Consider the following 19,764-nt stretch of genomic DNA (forward strand, 5'->3'; position numbering starts at 1 on the left):
GGTTCGTCGCCACGACAAGCGCGGCTCCCACATGGGGCCGGTACAGGTTATTCCAGCACTTCGACTTCCATCCCGACCTCAAGCCAACCCGTGCCATCCACAGCCAGGTTCTGCCCGAACAGAATGTCTCCCTCCCGCTCGCGGAAGGTCTTCAGGGTTGTCAACGGCTCGCGGTCGGCACTGCGCTCCCCGGTCGCCGGGTCGAGCGTGGTGAAGATGCACCGCACACTAGGCTTGAGCACACGAAACTCCAGCTCGCCAACGCGGATCCGTTTCCAGCCGTCCTCGGCAAACGGTTCAGCCCCATGCACCACGAGGTTCGGCCGAAAGCGCAGCATTTCCATCGGCCGGCCAATCCGCCGATTCAACTCATCCAGCGAACCTTGCCCAATCAGCAATAACGGAAAACCATCAGGGAAAGCCGCACGGTCGCTGTTCAGGCCATAGCCACTGGGCAGGTATCGCGCCCGTTGTTCCGGGCAATGCACCAGGCGCACTGCCTTGCCGAGCCACTGCGACAACCAGGCAGCCACCTCGTCGCCCGCGTCCGGCGCGCGCAGGGTATCGCGCCAGATGGTCACGCCGCGCAGCGCATCGTCAGCGCCTGGCACTGCCACACGCAACGGCGTTTGCCCAGGCAGCTCCAGCAGTAAATCGCCGGCCTCCCCCTCGCTGGCCTTCAGCTGACCCAGCTGTGGCCAGGCACGCTGGGTGAGGAAGCGTCCATTCTCTTCCTCGACCACCATCCAGCGACGATCACCCTGCAACCCCAGAAGCCCCACCGGCGAGCCCTGCAGACACTGCGCCTGCCCAGACTTCACCGGGTATCGATACAACTCACTGAGAAACATCCCTGCCCGCCTCATGCCTTGTCAAAAGCCAAGCTTATACCTGGCCGGCGCCGGGATCACGCGTTGCTGGTATCCAGCAGCAGGCGCTGCTTGACCACATCGACCAGGCGATCAGGCTGGAACTTGGAAAGGAAATTGTCGCAACCAACCTTCTTCACCATCGATTCGTTGAAGCTGCCCGACAGGGAAGTGTGCAGCACCACGTACAGCCTGCGCAGGCGCGCATCGTTGCGAATTTCGGTGGTCAGCCGATAGCCGTCCATCTCAGGCATTTCCGCATCGGTGAAGACCATCAGCAGTTTCTCGCAGACATCTTCCCCCGCATCGGCCCAACCCTTGAGCAGGCGCAGGGCCTTCAGGCCGTCACTGGCCACATGCAGCTTCACCCCGAGTTGCGACAGGGTATCGCGCAGTTGCGCCAGGGCCACGCTGGAGTCATCCACCAGCAGCACTTCACGGCCACGCGCGCGCGCCAGTACCGGGTCGGCAAGCTTGTCACCGGAGACCCTGGCGTTGTACGGGACGATCTCGGCCAGCACCTTCTCCACATCGATCACCTCGACCAACTTGTCGTCCACTTTGGTGATGGCGGTCAGGTAATGCTGGCGCCCGGCACTGGAAGGCGGCGGCATGATGGCTTCCCAGTTCATGTTGACGATGCGATCGACGCCTCCCACCAGAAACGCCTGCACCGAGCGATTGTACTCGGTGACGATGATGGTGCTGTCCGGCCCCGGCTGCAGCGGGCGCATGCCGATCGCCTGGGACAGGTCGATCACCGGCAGGGTCTGCCCGCGCAGGTTGACCACACCACAGACGAACGCATGGCGCTGCGGCATCAGGGTCAGCTTGGGCAGCTGCAGCACTTCCTGCACCTTGAAAACGTTGATCGCGAACAACTGGCGACCGGCCAGGCGGAACATCAGGATTTCCAGACGGTTCTCACCCACCAGCTGCGTGCGTTGGTCTACCGTGTCGAGAATGCCAGCCATTGGAAAACCCCCAGGGTTGTGTCGAAAATATGAAATGATCCGTACTATATCGGCGCTTTACTGCGCATCTTGACCCCTGCGCAAAAATGCTCTGCAGGGCAATTGATATCACATTAGCATCATGCTTTACTGCGATGCGCCCACCTTGGATCCATTCCGGGGCAACTTGTCGCACCCGAGGCACCCTCAGGGAAACCCCTAGGAGCAATCAGGTGCAACCTGATGTTCGCGATATCCTTTAGCCATTAATGTGACGCCATTCTCACTGCATGAATGGAGTCAGGCTTTTGCTAGCGATCGACATGGCGTGGCCATCCCCTGCTCCAGCCCAACGCGCCGGAGTGTCATGATGGACAGCAGCGTCTCTAACATCGGCACCCTGCAGGAGTTCCTGCTGGATGCTCAGGTCTTGCTGACCCAGTCCCAGGAATGCCTGCAGCATCTGGAACTGATCGCCAATGATCCGGACGCCTGCCGATGCCTGAACAACGCCCTCGAGACCCTGGCACGCCGTGCCAGCGCCCTGGGCCTGCTCGAAGTCGCCCACTATGCAAGCGTCCTGCAGCAGTTGCTCGCCCCTGCCTGCCAGCACCAGTGCCTGGGCAACGACGCCTTGCCCACGCTGAATGCCTGCCTGACCCTGCTAGCCTGGCAACTGGAACTTATCGACGTGCACACGGGCCGCCTTGCCCTCGATACCTGCGAGCAGGTGGCACTGCTGAATGAACTGGCAACAGCCCTGAATCAGCCATTGCCGCAAACGTGTGCGCCTTGCCACGATAACGGCAGCAACTGTGTGCATACGTATCCGACAGCGTCGGCCAGGCCTTCAGCCGGCCAGCCCGCGCAGCGCCACTAAGCCACCTGACAACAGCAACTAAGCGCATGACTCAAGCGGCAAACAAGCCCGAACTAGCAGAGTTCTGCACTAGTTCAGTCCTTGCACTTGAGCGGCCTTCAGCAAGTTGAACTTGCGGCGGCAGCCATGTGACCAGGTAATGGCACTTTGATACCCTTCAACCCTGCCGAGCACCCTCTCTCAAGCCCGGAAATACTGACGTTTCAAAGCATTACCCAGCCGCGACCAAATCGAACCGAAGTGTTAAGATGCGCGCATACAAATGCTGGCTGGCCATTCACGTATCGCCTCGAGCCAGGCTCGCCTTTTGTTGCGAACACGGCGCCAAAGCCTTTGCCGAGACCTGTGCACGGCCCCCATCAGCAAGACTTCAGTGGCTTCTCAATTCTATGTTCCCACGCTTGAAGATATCTCTGCGCTGCCGTTCACGCGCCACTTTGCTGCGCTGGGCGACGGCATTGCTGTGCGTGGTGTCGCTGCTTGCCAACCTGGTCCTGTTTGCTGGCGGGCACGGCATGCCTGCCAGCCTGTTGCTCCTGCAACTGGTGGCCACGCTTGGCGTCTGCTGGCACCTGAGCCACGGTGCCAAGTCGATCAGCCTGCGCCCGGCGGAACTGGCCGGGCGCATGCTCAAGGTCCAGGAAAGCGAGCGCCAGCATCTGAGCCGCGAACTGCATGACGACATCGGCCAGCTGCTCACTGCCGCCAAAATGCAGCTGGAGTGGTTGCAGCGCCGAGTACCGAGCGACTTGCAGGTGCACTGTGGCAGCTTGCGCAGTACCCTCGAGGACACCCTGAGCAAGGTGCGTGACGTTTCCGCCATCCTCAACCCGCGGCAACTGGCCAGCCTTGGCCTCGAAGCCAGCTTGCGGGCGCACCTGGTACGCACCCTGGCAAACACCGACGTGCACTGGAGCCTGGAATGCCATCAGCGCCTGGGCGGTATTTCCGAGGAAGTCGCCATGGCAGCGTTTCGCATCACCCAGGAGGCGGTCACCAACATGCTGCGCCATGCCCGCGCACGTAACCTGACCATCCGCCTGCAGCGCAGCGCAGCCGGGCTTGCCTTGACGATCCAGGACGACGGCCAGGGCTTCCTCCCTGCCGCCAACCCCGCCGAAGCCGGCCAGCGCGGCATGGCAGGCATGCAGGAACGCGCCACCGCCCTCAACGGCAGCCTGGCAATCACCAGCCAGCTCGGCCTGGGCACGACGATCGACGTGCTGTTCCCGTGGCCACCCCGTACCCATGAACGCGCCAGGACTACCGTTTCATCATGACCTGTAGATTGCTGCTGGTGGACGACCACTCGCTGATCCGTGCCGGGGTTCGCGCCCTGGTATCCGATATCCCCGGTTATACCGTGATCGGCGAAGCCGATGATGGCGACCAACTGCTCGAGCAGGTTCGCCAACTGGCGCCGGACATCGTTCTGCTGGACATCTCCATGCGCTCCACCAGCGGCCTCGATGCGCTTACCCAGTTACGCGCCACAGGCAACACCTGCAAGGTGCTGATCCTGTCGATGCATACCGACCCCGAGCTGATCATGCGGGCGCTGGAAAGTGGCGCCCATGGCTACCTGCTCAAGGATGCGACAGCGACCGAACTGGAGCAGGCCCTGGCCGCCCTGCGCAATGGCGAGCGCTACCTCAGCCCGGCCATCGCCCATACCGTGATCAACCAGGCCCTGATGCGCGCGCAGCACGGCAAGCAGCCAGGCGTCGACCGCCACAACCTCACCGCACGGCAACTGGAGATCCTGCGCCTGATCGTGCGCGGCAAGTCCACCCGCGAAATCGCCGCCGGCCTGGGCCTGTCGATCAAGACGGTAGAAACCCACCGCTCGCAGATCATGAAGCGCCTGCAGATCTACGACGTAGCCGGCCTGGTACTGTTCGCCGTGCGCGAGAAAATCATCAGCCTGGACGACTGATCAGCGGCGAATTCGGCGGCAGGTGCAGTTTCAGCGCCGCCGGTACTGCGGCAAAGCGCAGGCTGTCGGCCTGCAGCGGCTCACCATCGAGGTTGATGTCCAGCCCCTGCGAACACGTGATCTCGACCCAAGGCAAGCGCGCCCGCACGAACAGCCCCTCGCCCGCCAGCAAATCACGCAGCGCGCCGACCATTTCCTGGGGCGCCGGCAGGATGGCGATGTCGAGCAGGCCATCATCCACTTGCGCATCCGGGCATAACACCTGCCCGCCTCCGGCCTGGCGCCCATTGCCGATCCCCAGCGCCAGCAGGTCACCCTGCCAGTCGAACCCCGGCCCTGAGAGCTGCACCGAAGCGCTCTGCAGCTCGCTGAAGCGCGTCAGCCCGGTGAACAGGTAGGCTGCGGCGCCGAGCATTTTCTTCAGGTCTTCAGAGGTGCTGGCGGTAACCTGGCTGCCGAAACCGCCGGTGGCCATGTTCAGGAACAATTGATCGCCCACCTGGCCCAGGTCGATCGGCCGTGGCGGCAGCTCCAGCAGCGCCAGTGCCTCGGCAGGCTCCAGTGAAATACCCGCGGCCCTGGCGAAGTCATTGGCCGTTCCCAGTGGCAGCAGCGCCAGGCTCGCCTCGCTGCGAGCCTGGCCCATGGCTTCGGCGACATCACGCAAGGTGCCGTCACCGCCGCCAGCGATCACATGGCCATAGCCGGCCGCCAGCGCTTCGCCAACCAGCCGCCGGGCATCGCCGCCTTCCCAGGTCACTCGCACATCCAGCGTCCAGCCACGCTCGCGCAGGGCGCCCACCGCCTGGCGCACTGCCTCGTTCATGGCCTGCTTGCCATGCAGGATCAAGATTGCCTTGCGCTTTGGCATGGTGCTTCTCCGTAAGGAACGTACAGTCCAGATCTCGACCACAAACATCGCCGGAATGCTGCACGGCGCCGGCAAATCTGCTCCAGGTCGCCCATTGACCTGGAGCATGGTCAAGCCAAAAACAGTCGGATTCACATAAATATCATTGAAAGCTTTTCCCATCGGGCGCATGATCGACAAAAATTTGGCCTTCATGGATGAAGCTGTAGTGAAAAGTCGGTTTTTTGACTTTTCCGCCAAAACCGTGACAGGTCGCTAAGTTCCCCTTCACTGCGCTATAACCAGCGCCTAGAGTCGAGGCTGTGAAATGAGCGTTCTGATCCCCTGCATCATCGCTGGCGGTGCCGGCACCCGCCTGTGGCCGGTTTCTCGCGAAGCCATGCCCAAACCCTTCATGCGCTTGCCCGATGGCCAGAGCCTGCTGCAAAAGACCTTCGCCCGCGCTGCGGCGCTACCCGGCGTCGAGCGAGTACTGACGGTGACCAACCGCGAAGTGTTCTTCCGCACCCAGGACGAGTACCGCCAGGTCAACCCAGACAACCTTGCCATCGACTACCTGCTGGAAACCAGCGGTCGTAACACAGCCCCGGCCATCGCCGCAGCCGCGCTGCACTGTGCCAGCCATTACGGCCACGACAGCGTGCTGCTGGTGCTGCCGGCCGACCACTTGATCCAGGACGCCGAGGCCTTTGCCAGTGCCGTCGAGCACGCCCGGCAACTGGCCAGCGATGGCTGGCTGGCCACCTTCGGCCTGCTGCCCAGCCGCGCTGAAACCGGCTTCGGTTACATCGAGCAAGGCCAGGCTATCAGCGCGCATGCGCATCAGGTGAACCGCTTTGTGGAGAAACCCGACGCCCTCACTGCCCGCGACTACCTCGAAGGCGGCCGCCACCTGTGGAACGCCGGCATGTTCTGCCTGCGCGTGGGCACCGTACTCGCCGAGCTGCAGGCGCATGCCCCGGAGCTGCTCGCCTGCGTAACCTGCTGCCTGGCGCAGAGCGCCACCAAGGAAGGCGACAAGGTGCTGCAGGTGGAGCTGGACCCGCACAGCTTCGCCCTGGCCGAGGACATTTCCATCGACTACGCGCTGATGGAACGTTCCGCCAAGGTGGCCGTGGTGCCTTGCGCACTGGGCTGGAGCGACATCGGCAGCTGGGAGGCTGTGCGCGAACTGCGCAACACCGACGAGGACGGCAACCATTGCAACGGTGAAGCCGTGCTGCACGACGTGACCAACTGCTACATCGACTCGCCAAAGCGCCTGGTAGGTGCCGTCGGCCTGGACAACCTGATCGTCATCGACACCCCCGACGCCCTGCTGATCGCCGACGCTGCTCGCAGCCAGGAGGTCAAGGTGATTGCCCAGCAGCTCAAGCACCAGGGCCATGAAGCCTACCGCCTGCACCGTACGGTCAACCGCCCCTGGGGCATGTACACCGTGCTCGAAGAAGGCCCGCGCTTCAAGATCAAGCGGATCATGGTACGCCCCGGCGAATCGCTGTCGCTGCAGATGCACCATCACCGCAGCGAGCACTGGATCATCGTCAGCGGCATGGCCTGCGTGACCAACGGCGAAGAGGAGTTTCTGCTTGACACCAACGAGTCGACCTTCATCAAACCCGGCCGCACCCACCGCCTGACCAACCCCGGCGTCATCGACCTGGTGATGATCGAAGTACAAAGCGGCGAGTACCTGGGCGAAGACGACATCGTGCGCTTTACTGATATTTACGGACGCGTCCCGGCGGCAGCCATCGGCTGAGGGCTGGCGGACGCGTTTTTTGTCCGCAGCCTTCAGCGAGGTTTCCGGTTCATGCGCATTCTCTGGACACTGCCCTACCTGCCTTGGCCCACCACCAGTGGCAGCAAGACCCGGCAATACCACCTGCTGCGCGCCCTCGCGCAGCAGGGTCACCGGATCACCTTGCTGGTGCAGTCGAAGATCCCCTTGTGCGATGCCGCCCGCGAAGCCCTCGAACCCTTGCTCGAACGCCTGATCGTGCTGCCCCGGCGCCCGCTGCACAGCCCGCTCAACCTGCTCGCCTCGCCAATCATCGACTACCCGATGCGGGCCATCATCAATGGCCTCGCTCCCGGCTTGCGGCACCAGTTCGAACAATTGCTGGACGAGCCCTGGGACGTTATCCAGATCGAACACAGCTACAGCTTCCAGCCTTTCGAAAAAGCGCTGCAGGCACGTGAGCTGCCGTACATGCTCAGCGAACACAACCTGGAATCAGTAACCGGTGCCGCCTGCCATGACCGCCTGCCGCTGTGGCTACGCCCGCTCAACGCCTTCGACCGCTGGCGTTATCGGCGCTGGGAGCAGCGCGTGCTGCGCCAGCCCACCGAAGTGGTGGCCGTGAGCCCGCACGATGCCGAGCTGATCAGCCAGGTCAGCGGCCGCCCGGTCAACGTGGTGGTCAATGGCGTCGATTGCGACTACTACCAGAACGTCCAGCCGGCGCTTCACAGCCAAAGGCTGCTGTTCGTCGGCAACTTCGAGTACGCCGCCAATGTCGAGGCCATCGAATGGGCCCTGGAAGACATCCTGCCCCAGGTGTGGATGAGCAATCCGGCAGTACGCCTGGCCATCGCCGGGCATGCCATGCCGATCAGTTGGAAACTGCGCTGGAACGACCCCCGCATCGAATGGGTCGGCTATCGCCCCGACCTGCGTGAACTGCAACGGCGTTCCGCGCTGTTCTTCGCACCGTTGCGCTATGCCGGTGGCTCCAAGGTGAAGATCCTCGAAGCCATGGCCGCCGGGCTGCCGGTGATCAGCACCGACAAAGGCGTTTCAGGCCTGGCCGCCAACAACGGCGAGCATTACCTGGGCAGTGATGACGGCGACCAGTTGGCGCTGCTGATCACGCAACTGCTCAACCAGCCGTGGCGCATGTGCCAGCTGAGCGAGGCCGGCCGCCAGTTCGCCCGCAATCGACACGACTGGAGCGTGGCCGCCCAGCAACTGGAAACGGTGCATATGCGCCTCACCCAGTCGGCACCGGCCGACGCCACGCAAGGCCGTGGCGCCTGGCTCGGGCGCTCAGCCGAGTAGTTCGCTCAGCGGTATGAACGGCACGCTGTCGCCCGGCTTCGGCGTGCTGCCTTCACGCACTTCCACCAGCCCCTCGGCCCAGGCAGCGCTGCGAAGCACGCCGGAGCTCTGGTTCTTGTAGATACGCACCTGGCCATTGTCGATACGCGCGCGCAGGTACTCGCGGCGGGTGCCGGCCTTGGTCCACTCGAACCCCGCAGGCACATCGAAGCGTAGCGGCGTGACCTCGGCCACACCCTGGCGGCGCAGCAGGTAGGGCCGGGTCAGCAGGCCGAAGGTGACCAGGGTCGACGCCGGGTTGCCGGGCAAGCCGATCACCGGCACGCCGCGGTAATGCCCGAACGTCAGCGGCTTGCCAGGCTTGATCGCCAGCTTCCACAGGGCCAGCTCACCCGCTTCGCGCAGTGCGGCGCCCAGGTAGTCGGCCTCGCCCACGGAAACGCCACCGGTGGACAGGATCAGGTCGACATCACCCAGGCCGCCCAGGCACTCGCGGGTACGCTCCAGGTCATCGGGGAGAATGCCCATGTCGCGCACTTCGCAGCCCAGCCGCTGCAGCCAGCTGACCAGCAGGCGCCGGTTGCTGTTGTAGATCTGCCCCGGGCCCAGCGGCAGGCCAGGCTCGACCAGCTCATCGCCGGTGGACAGCACCGCCACCCGCACCCGCCGTACCACTTGCAAATGCGCATGACCCAGGGTCGCCGCCAGGCCCAGTTCGATGGGCCCGAGCCGCGTGCCGGCGACCATCACCTGTTCGCCCTTGCGGGTTTCCTGGCCTTGCGGGCGCACGTTCTGGTCAAGCGCCAGCGCTTCGAGGAAGCGCACCCGGCCATCTTCCAGCACTTGGGTGTTTTCCTGCATCTCGACGCAGTCGGCACCGGCCGGCATCGGCGCGCCGGTGAAAATCCGCGCACAGGTCCCGGGCTGCAACGGTTCAGGCGCGTGCCCGGCGAAGATCCGCTGGCTGACCGGCAACGGCTCGCCCTGCAGGTCGGCCAGGCGCAGGGCATAACCGTCCATGGCGCTGTTCGGCCACGGCGGCAGGTCGAGCGTGGCCACCAGTTCGGTGGCCAGCACACGGCCTTCGGCTTCGGCCAGCGAGACCTGTTCGGTGTCCTTGATCGGCGCAGCCTCGGCCAGCGCCAGCAGGCGCTCCAGGGCCTCTTCCACCGGCATCAGAGGCCGGGCAGTCGGCACCTCAGCCACGGCTGTCACAGGCCGCTGCCTGTTTCAGGTGAGCAACGAAATTGCACGGCCGATGGCGGGCATCCAGCTGTTCGGCGAGGATGCCGTCCCAACCGGTGCGCACGGCATTGGTCGAGCCCGGCAGGCAGCACACCAGGGTGCCGTTGGCCAGGCCGGCCAGGGCGCGCGATTGCACGGTGGAGGTGCCAATATCGGCCACCGAAATCTGCCGGAACAGTTCGCCGAAGCCCTCGACCTGCTTGTCCAGCAGGCAGGCGACAGCCTCTGGCGTGCTGTCACGGCCGGTAAAGCCGGTCCCACCGGTGATCAGCACCACCTGCACGCTGTCGTCGGCGATCCAGGTGGCGACCTGGGCGCGGATCTTGTACAGGTCGTCCTTGAGCAGCACGCGCGCGGCCAGTTTGTGGCCAGCGGCGGTGAGGCGGTCGACGAAGGTCTGCCCGGAGGTGTCGGTTTCAAAGGTACGGGTGTCGCTGACCGTGAGCACGGCAATGTTCAGCGCCACGAAGGGGATATCTGCCTTGGCTTTCATGGGTGTCCGTCGCAGGGAAAGGGGATGGCGCAGTTATATCACAGGCGGCAGTGCAGGCAGACAGGTCAATATCCCGGGCTTGCCGCTATGCTGGAATGTAAAAGGAACTTGCGTGGACGCCCCGCGTCATAAAGTCATCTTGCACCATCGCACTGGAGAAACACGATGATTCAACGGACCCTTCCCGCCTTCCTGCTCGCCCTGGGCCTTGGCGCCCTCGCTGGCTGCGCATCGCCGACCGTGATCACCCTGAACGACGGCCGCGAAATCCAGGCAGTGGATACCCCCTCCTATGACGAGGACTCCGGTTTCTACGAGTTCGAACAGCTCGACGGCAAGCGCACGCGCCTGAACAAAGACCAGATCCGCACCGTCAAGGAACTCTGATCCGAGTGCTTTTTTTGGCATAAGCCCTTTAAACAACAAGGGCTTGCACCCGAAAAATCTATGCAGTAGGATTTTGTTCATCGGAGTGTAGCGCAGCCAGGTAGCGCGTCTCGTTCGGGACGAGAAGGCCGCAGGTTCGAATCCTGTCTCTCCGACCAAAATCTTTTCAAAAAGCCCGCCTTGCGCGGGCTTTTTGTTGTGCCATGGAAACTAGTTGACCGCTGTCACCTGCTCCGCTTGCACCGGCACATACAGCAACTGCAATCGCGAACTGCTCCACTCACGGGTGCGGTTGGTCAGTTCGATGTCGTTGTTCAGCTTCTGCCCATAGCTAGGCACGATCGCCTTCAGACGCGCCTGCCACTCGGGCGTCTTGATGCGGTCCTTGAAGGTCTTTTCCAGCACCGTCAGCATGATCGGTGCAGCTGTCGAGGCGCCCGGCGAAGCCCCCAGCAGCGCGGCGATGCTGCCGTCCTGCGCAGCCACCACTTCGGTACCGAACTGCAGGATGCCACCGCGCACCGGGTCCTTCTTGATCACCTGCACACGCTGGCCAGCCTGCAGCAGCTTCCAGTCTTCGTTCCTGGCGTTGGGGAAATACTCGCGCAGGGCCTGCATGCGGTCGTCGAAGCTGAGCATCAGCTGGCCCATCAGGTAGGTGCTGAGGTCGAGGTTGTCGATCCCGGCGTTCATCATCGGCAGGATGTTGTGGCGGGTCAGCGAAGCGAACATGTCCAGCAACGAACCGTGCTTGAGGTACTTGGTGGAGAAGGTCGCGAACGGGCCGAACAGCAACACCTCCTGGCCATCGATCACCCGCGTGTCCAGGTGCGGTACCGACATCGGCGGCGCACCGACCGAAGCCTTGCCATACAGCTTGGCCTTGTGGCGGGCGACGATATCCGGGTTGTCGGTCATCAGGAACTGGCCACCAACCGGGAAGCCGGCATAACCGTCCGCTTCAGGGATGCCCGACTTCTGCAGCAGCTTCAGCGCGCCGCCACCGGCGCCAATGAACACGAACCGGGCATTGACGCTGGCCTCCTTGCCGCCGTGGGCAAGGTCAGCCACCAGCACCTTCCAGGTGCCATCTGCGTTACGCACGATATCGCGCACTTCATGGCTCAGGTGCAGATTGACGTTGGGGTTGCGGGTCATCGAGGCAAACAGCTGGCGGGTGATTTCGCCAAAGTTCACGTCGGTACCGATGGCCATGCGCGTGGCGGCCACTTTCTGCTGCGGGTCGCGCCCTTCCATCACCAGCGGCACCCACTTGCGGATCTGTTCGTGGTCTTCACTGATTTCCATGCCACGGAACAGCGAGCTGTGCTGCAAGGCGGCAACGCGTTTGTGCAGGAAGGCGACGTTCTCGTCACCCCAGACGAAGCTCATGTGCGGCACGTTGTTGATGAACGACTTCGGGTTGCTGAGCACGCCCTGCTCGACCTGGTAGGCCCAGAACTGCTTGGAAATCTCGAACTGCTCGTTGACCCCGACGGCCTTGCTGATATCGATGCTGCCGTCCTTGCCTTCGCTGGTGTAGTTCAGCTCGCAGAACGCCGAATGGCCGGTACCGGCGTTGTTCCAGGCATTGGAGCTTTCTTCGGCGACCTGGTCCATGCGCTCGTAGACGCCGACCTTCCAGTTCGGTTCCAGCTCGGTCAGGTAGGTACCCAGGCTCGCACTCATGATGCCACCGCCGATCAGCAGCACATCGACGGTCTTCTCAGGTGCTTCGGGTTTGGAGCAGCCGATGACGCCCAGGCAGAGGAACGTCAGCAGGAATTTCTTCATTGATGTTGTCCAGTTGTTGTGTACACGCGCGCCGCACAGAGCAGCTAGCGTGCCAACTGGGTTTGGGCCAATGAATACGGGCGTGACAGCGAGTCGCATGGCGACATTCCGCCACAGGGAAACCGTTTTCCCTGCCAGATGGCGGGTTTCCCCCTGGGGCCGCTGCGCGGCCCCGCCCCCCATCATCAGGCGGTAAGCCGCGAGGTGACGTCACCCAACTGCCCCGACAGCCCATGCAGGCGCTGCCCAGCCTGCTCGGTATGCTGCACAGCCTCCTGGTTGGCCGTGGCAATCCGGGTAATCTCGATCAGGTTGCGCGAGATGTCTTCGGCCACGCTGGTCTGCTCTTCGGCCGCCGTGGCGATCTGCCGGTTCATGTCGCGGATCGCCTCCACTGCCAGGGTGATGCGCTGCAGCATCTGCCCGGCCTGCTGCACCTGTTCGGCACCCTCCTCGCTGCGCTGTTGGCCGCTCTCGATGGCCTTGACCGCCTCCACCGCACCCGATTGCACGGCTTCGATGATCTGGTGAATTTCGGCAATCGACGCCGCCGTACGCTGCGCCAGGCTGCGTACCTCATCGGCGACCACGGCAAAACCACGCCCGGCCTCCCCGGCGCGGGCCGCCTCGATGGCGGCATTGAGGGCCAGCAGGTTGGTCTGCTCGGCGATGCCGCGAATCACTTCCAGCACCTTGCCGATGCGTGAGCTGTCATGCTCCAGGTCGCGGATTACCGCAGCCGTGCCGGCGATCTCGCGGTTGACCACACCAATGATGTCGATGGTCTGCTGCATCACTTGTTCGCCTGCCTGGGCACTGTGATCGGCATCATCGGCGGCGCGGGCGGCCTCGGCGGCGTGGCGGGCCACTTCCTGGGCCGTGGCAGACATCTCATGCATGGCCGTGGCCACCTGGTCGGTACGCTGGAACTGGTCATGGGTGCCGCGGGCCATGTCACCGGCAATGGTGCGCAACTGGCCACTGGCGCCTTCCAGTTCCTGGGCATTGTCCTTGAGGCGGCCAACGGTTTCGGCAAGGAAGTCGCGCAGGGTATTGGCAGCACGCGCCAGGCGGCCCAGTTCGTCCTCGCGACGGCTTTCGACGCGCGCGGCGAAGTGGCCCTGACTCAGTTGCGCCACGTATTCGATCAGTTGGCGGATCGGCTCGATCAGGCTGCGGTTGACCCGCCACAGGCTGAGCAGGCCAACCAGCAACGCCGAACCGAGCATCACCAGGATACCCAGCCAGACGGTGCGCTGGGCTGCGGCATTGATCGCGGCGGCACGGCCACCGGCCTCAGCGCGCAATTGCTCGACCAGCGCGCTCATCTGCTCGCTGGCAGCCCGATCCACGCCTTTCACTGCCTGGTCGCCGGCTAGCGGATCGCCACCGGCCGCAAGGAACGCCTGGCGCCCTTGCGCGTAGGCCTGGCCCAACTGCCGATGGCTGTCACGCAATTGCTGCAACGGTGCCTTGAGCGTGGCGTCGCTGCTGTCGATCAGTTGCCCGAGCAGTTGCTGAACCTGCTGCTCGCGGGCCTGGAACTGCTGCCAGTACTTGTCCAGCTCGGCTGGCTGGCGGCCGCGCAGCAGCACGTTCTTCCATTCCTGCACCTGGATCTTGAACTGCAGGTTGGCTTCGTCGATCAACTGCGAGGCCCGCAGCGGCCCATCGACCAGTTCGGCGTAGCCACGCACGCTGGAGGACAGGAACTGGAAGCACACCAGGGCGATCAGCAGCATCGCCGCCAGGCTGCCACCGAGCAGGGTGAGAATTTGCACGCTGAGTGATTTACGCAACATCGTGGATCTCGGAACAAGGAATAAGGAAACGGCGCGCCGTTGCAGCGCCGCGACAGACATCCTTGTCCTCGTTCGCAGGCCAAAAAAAAGCTGCCATCGATCGATAGCAGCCAGGTCGAGCACTTACGCAACAGTTGAAATCAATACTCTCAGGCAATTGCTACAGAAATGTTACAGATGCTCGACGCCTAGCCCGTGGTGAACTGCAGCTCGGCCAGGCGCGCGTACAACGGGCTTTCCTCGATCAGCTGCCGGTGCGTGCCGACCGCGACCACACGCCCCTTGTCGATCACCGCGATACGGTCGGCGTGCTGCACCGTGGCCAGGCGGTGCGCGATGACCAGCGTGGTACGCCCGGCCATCAGGCTTGGCAGCGCCTGCTGGATCAGGTGCTCGCTTTGCGCATCGAGGGCGCTGGTGGCTTCGTCCAGCAGCAGGATCGGCGCATCCACCAGCAGCGCCCGGGCGATGGCCAGGCGCTGCTTCTGGCCACCGGAAAGGCCAACGCCGCCCTCGCCCAGTGGCGTCTGGTAACCCTGCGGCAGTTGCCGGATGAATTCGTCGGCATGGGCGCCGCGGGCTGCCGCCTCGACTTCGGCAAAGGTCGCCTCGGGCCGACCGTAACGGACGTTGGCCTCGACCGTGCCACTAAACAGTGACGGTTGCTGCGCCACCAGGGCGAACTGGCGGCGCAGGTCGTCCGGGGCCAGCGCCGTGATCGGTTGGCCATCGAGCAGGATGCGCCCCTGTTGCGGATCGTAGAAACGCAAGAGCAGGTCGAACAAGGTCGACTTGCCCGCCCCCGACGGCCCTACCAGCGCCACGGTCTGGCCGGGTTCGATGGTCAGGCTGAGGTGGTCGATGGCGGCCACCGAGGGCCGCGAGGGGTAGGCAAAGGTCAACTGCTGCAGTTCGATGCGTCCCGTGGCGCGCTGCTGTGCCAGCGTCACGGGCGCCTCAGGGGCCAGGATCGTGCTTTGCGCTGCCAACAGTTCAGCTATGCGCTCGGCAGCCCCGGCGGCGCGCTGCAATTCGCCAATCACTTCACTCAGGGTACCGAAGGCACTGCCGACGATCAGGCTGTAGAACACGAACGCTGCCAGCTCCCCTGCAGAAATGCGCCCGGCGATCACGTCCATGCCGCCTACCCATAGCATCACCCCGACCGCGCCCAGCACCAGCACGATCACCAGGGTAATCAGCCAGGCGCGTTGGGCGATACGTTGCCGGGCCACGGCAAACGCGGCCTCCACCGTACCGGCAAACAGCTCGCGGTCGCGTGCCTGGTGGTTGTAGGCCTGCACGGTCTTGATCTGCCCCAGGGTCTCGGCCACATAACTGCCGACATCGGCCACCCGGTCCTGGCTCTGCCGCGACAGGCTGCGCACCCGCCGGCCAAACAGCAGGATGGGTGCCAGCACCAGCGGCAACGCCACTACTACGATGCTGGTGAGCTTGGGGTTGGTGATGAACAGCAGCACCACGCCACCGATCACCATCAGCGCATTGCGCAAGAACATCGACAGCGACGAGCCGATCACCGACTGCAGCAAGGTCGTGTCGGCAGTCAGCCTTGACTGGATCTCGGAGCTGCGGTTGTCCTCGAAAAAGCCTGGGTGCAGGCCCACCAGGTGATCGAAGACCGCGCGGCGAATGTCGGCAACGCAGCGCTCGCCGATCCATGACACCAGGTAGAAGCGGCTGAACGTGCCTGCCGCCAGGGCCAGCACCAGCACCAGGAACAGGCCAATGGTCTGATTCAGCTGGTGCGCCGAGCGGGTCATGAAACCCTGGTCGACCAACAGGCGAATACCCTGGCCCATGGACAAGGTGATGCCAGCGGTGACAACCAGCGCCAGCAAGGCCAGCAGCGCCTGGCGACGGTAGGGACGCATGAACCGCCAGGCCAGGCGCAGGGCACGGCGTTGGCGTGAGGAAGCCGGATCGGACATGGCGTGAACCAGAATTGCAGGAAGATTGAAGACTACCACTCATCCATCCCGGCAGTGCCTATAGCCCATCGTTCTAACCGGCCTCTGGAGCTTTGCCGCGCTTTCTGTTGGACTGAGCAGGCCTTGGTGCCCGATAACTTTTGTAACAGGCCATTCATGGCGCAGGTTTAACCTGAGCCTGAACCTGAGGAGGAGATAATCAATGAGCTTGCAACATGGCAGCGATACCGTTAAAGCGCAGAACAAGCCACAGCCCAAGGCCTGTGGTTCGATCATCGATGCACAGGGCCGCGAGATCGAGATTACCGAGCAGATGATCCAAAAGGCCTGCAAGGAGCTGGAAGACAGCCGCGTGAAAAAAGTACGCCACGGCTGAGGCGCGAATGCTTTGAAACCCGGCTTTATGCCGGGTTTTTTATTTCAGCCTGCACCGGCAATCAGCCCAGAACGCCACCCAGGGCACTGACCATCTGTGCCAACTGCGGCGCCTCGCCCCGCACGCGCACGGTCAAGCCTTCGATCTCCCGGCGCGGTGGGTATTGCTTGCGCAACTGGTCGAATGCCGCCCGCTGCTCGGTCACATCGTCACTCAGGCTGCGACGGAAATCGGCATCGTCACGCCGTGGGTCATACACCGCCCGGCACAGCGTCGCCAGGGCCCAGGCCGGCTCTGCAGTGCCGTCCAGCTCGATGTGCGCCAACGGCGGCGGCGGCAGCAGGTCGGCCAGCTGCACCTTTTCGGCCTCGCCCAGGTGGCGGCACAAGGCCTGGTAGATCTGCGCCGTGCCGCGTTGGCGGCCATCCAGGCTGTAACCGGCGATATGCGGCGTGGCCAGGGTGCACAGGTCGGCCAGTTGCAGGTCGACCTGCGGCTCGCCTTCCCAGACATCGAGCACTGCGTGCACGTCTTCGCGATCCAGCAGCAGCTCGCGCAGCGCTGCGTTGTCCACCACTGGCCCGCGGCTGGCGTTGATCAGCCAGGCGCCTTGGCGCAGCTGTGCCAGCTGTGCTGCGCCGAGCAGGTGCCAGGTCGGATGCTCACCGCCACGCTGCAGCGGGGTGTGCAGGCTGATCACGTCGCACTGTTCGAGGATCGTCGCGAGGCTGACGTAGTCGCCGCCCTCGGCGGCCTGGCGCAGCGGGTCGCAGACCAGCACCTTCCAGCCCAGGCCGTGCAGCACACGCACCAGGCGGCCACCGACTTCACCGGCGCCCACCACACCGTAGGTGCGTTGCGCCAGTGCCACGCCGTCCAGATCGGCCAGGGTCAGCAGGCTGCCCAGCACGTAATCGACCACGCCGCGAGCATTGCAGCCTGGCGCGCTGCTCCAGTGGATGCCCGCCGCGGCGAAGTAGTCCAGGTCCAGGTGGTCGGTGCCGATGGTGCAGGTACCGACGAAGCGCACCTTGCTGCCTTCGAGCAGTTGCCGGTCGACCTTGGTTACCGAGCGCACCAGCAGCACATCGGCGTCTTTGACGCTGGCGGCGTCGAGGCTGCGGCCGGGATAACGGCGGATCTCGCCGAAGCCTTCGAAGAAGGCATCGAGCAGCGGGATATTCTCGTCGGCAACTATCAGCATGGCGCTCTCCTGTCTGGGGAGCGCAGTGTAGGCGCTATGGGAGGTGGGTTCCAGCGCGGTTCAGTCGGCTTTCTTGCGGATCCAGTACAGGTAGGTGCCTGCCTCTTCCTGCTGTTGCAGCAATTCGTGGCCGAGGAAGTTGCAGAACTTGGGGATGTCACGGCGGGTCGACGGGTCGGTGGCGATGACCTTGAGCAGGCCGCCGGCCGCCAGGTTGCGCACGTGCTGGTGCAGCATCATCACCGGCTCCGGGCAGTTGAGGCCGGTGGCGTCGAGGATGGCATCGGGGGTGAAATCGGTCATGGGAGGCTCCGCAAATGATCGCTATTGTGGCGCATCTGGTTGTGCCGACCAAGAGGGGGCGCTGGTGCATGCCTTAAGTGGTGCGTGGGCGTCGAGATCGAGCGCCGCCCGCGCGGCGCATCGCGAGCTGCGCTCGCTCCTACGTTTGTTTCGGGCCAGTAACGCCTGTGCCAGGCGCGCGCGACCGCCTTGTGGGTACGACGCGATATCGCGCCATGCGCCAAGGCGTCCGCGCGCAAATCCCCCAGGAATAACTGGCCCGAAACAAACGTAGGAGCGAGCGCAGCTCGCGATGCGCCGCGCGGGCGGCGCTCGATCTCCCAGGCACTGCAACACTCCAGGCATGCACCTGACAACCTCAACGCGGTTTCAGGTCCAGTCTGCGCAGGTGGCAAGTCACTTCCTCTCGATCGTGATACAGCTGCTTGCAGGCAATCGACACCTTGACCTTGCGCGCCCTGAACGTCGCTTCCATGCGGTCCAGCAAGCGGCGCACCTCGGCATAGCGCTGCTTCATCGGCAACTTCAGGTTGACCACCGCTTCACGGCACAACCCCTCACCCAGCCAGGTCTCGATCAGCGAGGTGGTACGCGCCGGCTTCTCGACGATATCGCAGACCATCCAGTCCACCGGCTGCTTCGGCTGCCAGGTGAAACCATCGGCCATCAGGTGTTGCACCAGCCCGGTGTCCATCAGGCTCTCGGCCATCGGCCCGTTGTCGATGGCGGTGACCAGCATGCCACGGCGCACCAGCTGATAGGTCCAGCCACCCGGCGAAGCACCCAGGTCAACCCCAGTCATGTCGTCGCCCAGGCGCTGCTCCCAGTGGTCGCGCGGGATGAACTGGTGCCAGGCCTCCTCCAGCTTGAGGGTAGAACGGCTGGGTGCCTCACGCGGGAACTTCAGGCGCGGGATGCCCATCGGCCACAGCGCACTGTTGTTCGCCTCGGCCACGCCAACGAATACCCGGCGGCCGCTGATGAAAGTCAGCAACAGGCGCGGCAGGCTGGGGTTGTCGACCAGCCGCCCGGCCTTTTCCAGGGCCTTGCGCAGCGGCACTTCGAACTTACGGCAGAAGGTCGACAGCTCCTTGCCTTCGTTGCTGTCCAGCACCTCCAGCCACAGACTGCCAAACACCGGTTGCCCGGCCAGATGCTCCTGCAGCACGCTGATGCGGTCAGTCTCCGGCAGCTCGATATACGTGCCACGGGCCCACTGACGCGGGAAGATCAGTTGCGCGAAGCGCAGCTGCGCCATCAGGCGTTCGGCACCTTCGGCCTCGGCACAGACGAACTCGGCACAAGCGCTCTGCGGCTTGCCCTTGGCATAACCAGCCACACCCAGCTGGGCGGCATGTTCGCTGATCTCGGCGCAGACCTCACCCTCGAAACCGGGCCGGCAATGCATGAACAGGGTATTCATCTCTTACTCCACTACGGCTGGCGCACCAGGGGCGCTGGCAGGGCGGCGATGATAAAGGAAGATCGGAACCTGCGACATGCCCCGCCGGTCCAGAAAAGAGTCAGGGGCGCCAAACAGAGCTAACCTGACCATTCAGCCAGGTCCGTGCCGTGCGGGCCAAAACAGCGCGGTGGCACCGGCCACGATCGGCAGTGCCGGGCCCCGCCGCACAAGGA

18 protein-coding genes, 1 tRNA gene and 1 pseudogene are annotated in these 19,764 nt (G+C 63.9%); 8 read left to right on the forward strand and 12 right to left on the reverse strand.

Going from position 1 to position 19,764, the window contains the following annotated elements; all coding sequences use genetic code 11:
- Window positions 1–47 precede the first annotated feature (47 nt).
- Both OCX61_RS19175 and OCX61_RS19180 read right to left on the reverse strand, forming a co-directional pair.
- A complete protein-coding gene (locus tag OCX61_RS19175) occupies window positions 48–851 on the reverse strand; it encodes an MOSC domain-containing protein (RefSeq protein ID WP_261940933.1) in 804 nt (267 codons plus the stop codon).
- 56 nt (window positions 852–907) lie between these two features.
- Window positions 908–1,843: a chemotaxis protein CheV gene (locus OCX61_RS19180; RefSeq protein ID WP_261940934.1), complete on the reverse strand. Its 936-nt coding sequence runs from the start codon at window positions 1,841–1,843 to the stop codon at window positions 908–910.
- 346 nt (window positions 1,844–2,189) lie between these two features.
- On the opposite strand from OCX61_RS19180, the gene OCX61_RS19185 reads away from it, so the two are divergent.
- The 3 genes from OCX61_RS19185 to OCX61_RS19195 all read left to right on the forward strand — a co-directional run bounded on the left by OCX61_RS19185 (window position 2,190) and on the right by OCX61_RS19195 (window position 4,638).
- Complete coding sequence (locus OCX61_RS19185; protein WP_261940935.1) at window positions 2,190–2,702, forward strand: histidine kinase; 513 nt, start codon at window positions 2,190–2,192, stop codon at window positions 2,700–2,702.
- A gap of 389 nt (window positions 2,703–3,091) precedes the next feature.
- Window positions 3,092–3,982 (forward strand): sensor histidine kinase, encoded by an 891-nt coding sequence (locus OCX61_RS19190; RefSeq protein ID WP_261940936.1) that lies wholly within the window; start codon window positions 3,092–3,094, stop codon window positions 3,980–3,982.
- Window positions 3,979–4,638, forward strand: coding sequence for a response regulator (locus tag OCX61_RS19195; protein ID WP_261940937.1), 660 nt, complete (start codon window positions 3,979–3,981; stop codon window positions 4,636–4,638). The genes OCX61_RS19190 and OCX61_RS19195 overlap by 4 nt, the downstream gene beginning before the upstream one ends.
- On the opposite strand, the gene yegS is transcribed toward OCX61_RS19195, so the two are convergent.
- Window positions 4,622–5,509, reverse strand: a complete 888-nt coding sequence (gene yegS / locus OCX61_RS19200) for a lipid kinase YegS (protein ID WP_261940938.1) — start codon at window positions 5,507–5,509, stop codon at window positions 4,622–4,624. The two genes, OCX61_RS19195 and yegS, sit on opposite strands and share 17 nt — an antisense overlap.
- Window positions 5,510–5,816: 307 nt before the next feature.
- Between yegS and OCX61_RS19205 the strand changes: the two genes are divergently transcribed.
- Both OCX61_RS19205 and OCX61_RS19210 read left to right on the forward strand, forming a co-directional pair.
- Window positions 5,817–7,271 (forward strand): mannose-1-phosphate guanylyltransferase/mannose-6-phosphate isomerase, encoded by a 1,455-nt coding sequence (locus OCX61_RS19205; protein WP_261940939.1) that lies wholly within the window; start codon window positions 5,817–5,819, stop codon window positions 7,269–7,271.
- A 51-nt stretch (window positions 7,272–7,322) separates the two neighbouring features.
- Window positions 7,323–8,570 carry a glycosyltransferase family 4 protein gene (locus OCX61_RS19210; RefSeq protein WP_261940940.1) on the forward strand — a complete coding sequence of 416 codons (1,248 nt, stop codon included), beginning with the start codon at window positions 7,323–7,325 and terminating at the stop codon, window positions 8,568–8,570.
- Here OCX61_RS19210 and OCX61_RS19215 read toward each other — a convergent pair.
- Both OCX61_RS19215 and moaB read right to left on the reverse strand, forming a co-directional pair.
- On the reverse strand, window positions 8,559–9,785 hold the full coding sequence (locus OCX61_RS19215; RefSeq protein WP_261940941.1) for a molybdopterin molybdotransferase MoeA: 1,227 nt from the start codon (window positions 9,783–9,785) through the stop codon (window positions 8,559–8,561). The genes OCX61_RS19210 and OCX61_RS19215 overlap by 12 nt on opposite strands.
- Window positions 9,769–10,308 (reverse strand): molybdenum cofactor biosynthesis protein B, encoded by a 540-nt coding sequence (gene moaB, locus OCX61_RS19220; RefSeq protein ID WP_261940942.1) that lies wholly within the window; start codon window positions 10,306–10,308, stop codon window positions 9,769–9,771. The genes OCX61_RS19215 and moaB overlap by 17 nt, the downstream gene beginning before the upstream one ends.
- A gap of 165 nt (window positions 10,309–10,473) precedes the next feature.
- Between moaB and OCX61_RS19225 the strand changes: the two genes are divergently transcribed.
- The gene (locus tag OCX61_RS19225) at window positions 10,474–10,695 is read left to right on the forward strand and encodes a YgdI/YgdR family lipoprotein (RefSeq protein WP_110631211.1); all 222 of its coding nucleotides are present in this window, start codon (window positions 10,474–10,476) and stop codon (window positions 10,693–10,695) included.
- An 81-nt stretch (window positions 10,696–10,776) separates the two neighbouring features.
- Window positions 10,777–10,853, forward strand: a tRNA-Pro gene (locus OCX61_RS19230).
- A 52-nt stretch (window positions 10,854–10,905) separates the two neighbouring features.
- Here the strand turns inward: OCX61_RS19230 and mqo are convergent.
- From mqo to OCX61_RS19245, 4 genes and pseudogenes are all read right to left on the reverse strand, one after another.
- The gene (gene mqo / locus OCX61_RS19235; protein ID WP_261940943.1) at window positions 10,906–12,489 is read right to left on the reverse strand and encodes a malate dehydrogenase (quinone); all 1,584 of its coding nucleotides are present in this window, start codon (window positions 12,487–12,489) and stop codon (window positions 10,906–10,908) included.
- A 185-nt stretch (window positions 12,490–12,674) separates the two neighbouring features.
- Window positions 12,675–13,442: a methyl-accepting chemotaxis protein gene (locus OCX61_RS27405; RefSeq protein WP_410011120.1), complete on the reverse strand. Its 768-nt coding sequence runs from the start codon at window positions 13,440–13,442 to the stop codon at window positions 12,675–12,677.
- 165 nt (window positions 13,443–13,607) lie between these two features.
- Window positions 13,608–14,351: pseudogene (locus OCX61_RS27410) on the reverse strand (methyl-accepting chemotaxis protein); the annotation flags it as partial.
- Between the two features lie 128 nt (window positions 14,352–14,479).
- Complete coding sequence (locus tag OCX61_RS19245) at window positions 14,480–16,243, reverse strand: ABC transporter transmembrane domain-containing protein (protein ID WP_261940945.1); 1,764 nt, start codon at window positions 16,241–16,243, stop codon at window positions 14,480–14,482.
- Window positions 16,244–16,445: 202 nt separating this feature from the next.
- Here OCX61_RS19245 and OCX61_RS19250 point away from each other — a divergent pair, with 202 nt between their 5' ends.
- Complete coding sequence (locus tag OCX61_RS19250) at window positions 16,446–16,619, forward strand: PA1571 family protein (RefSeq protein WP_261940946.1); 174 nt, start codon at window positions 16,446–16,448, stop codon at window positions 16,617–16,619.
- 61 nt (window positions 16,620–16,680) lie between these two features.
- On the opposite strand, the gene pdxB is transcribed toward OCX61_RS19250, so the two are convergent.
- From pdxB to rlmM, 3 genes are all read right to left on the reverse strand, one after another.
- Complete coding sequence (gene pdxB, locus OCX61_RS19255) at window positions 16,681–17,823, reverse strand: 4-phosphoerythronate dehydrogenase PdxB (protein ID WP_261940947.1); 1,143 nt, start codon at window positions 17,821–17,823, stop codon at window positions 16,681–16,683.
- A 60-nt stretch (window positions 17,824–17,883) separates the two neighbouring features.
- Window positions 17,884–18,126, reverse strand: a complete 243-nt coding sequence (gene tusA, locus OCX61_RS19260) for a sulfurtransferase TusA (RefSeq protein WP_027919534.1) — start codon at window positions 18,124–18,126, stop codon at window positions 17,884–17,886.
- A 358-nt stretch (window positions 18,127–18,484) separates the two neighbouring features.
- The gene (gene rlmM, locus OCX61_RS19265; RefSeq protein WP_261940948.1) at window positions 18,485–19,549 is read right to left on the reverse strand and encodes a 23S rRNA (cytidine(2498)-2'-O)-methyltransferase RlmM; all 1,065 of its coding nucleotides are present in this window, start codon (window positions 19,547–19,549) and stop codon (window positions 18,485–18,487) included.
- Window positions 19,550–19,764 lie beyond the last annotated feature (215 nt).

The sequence above is a fragment of the Pseudomonas sp. LRP2-20 genome (assembly GCF_024349685.1).
In the GTDB taxonomy this organism is placed as follows: Bacteria; Pseudomonadota; Gammaproteobacteria; order Pseudomonadales; family Pseudomonadaceae; genus Aquipseudomonas.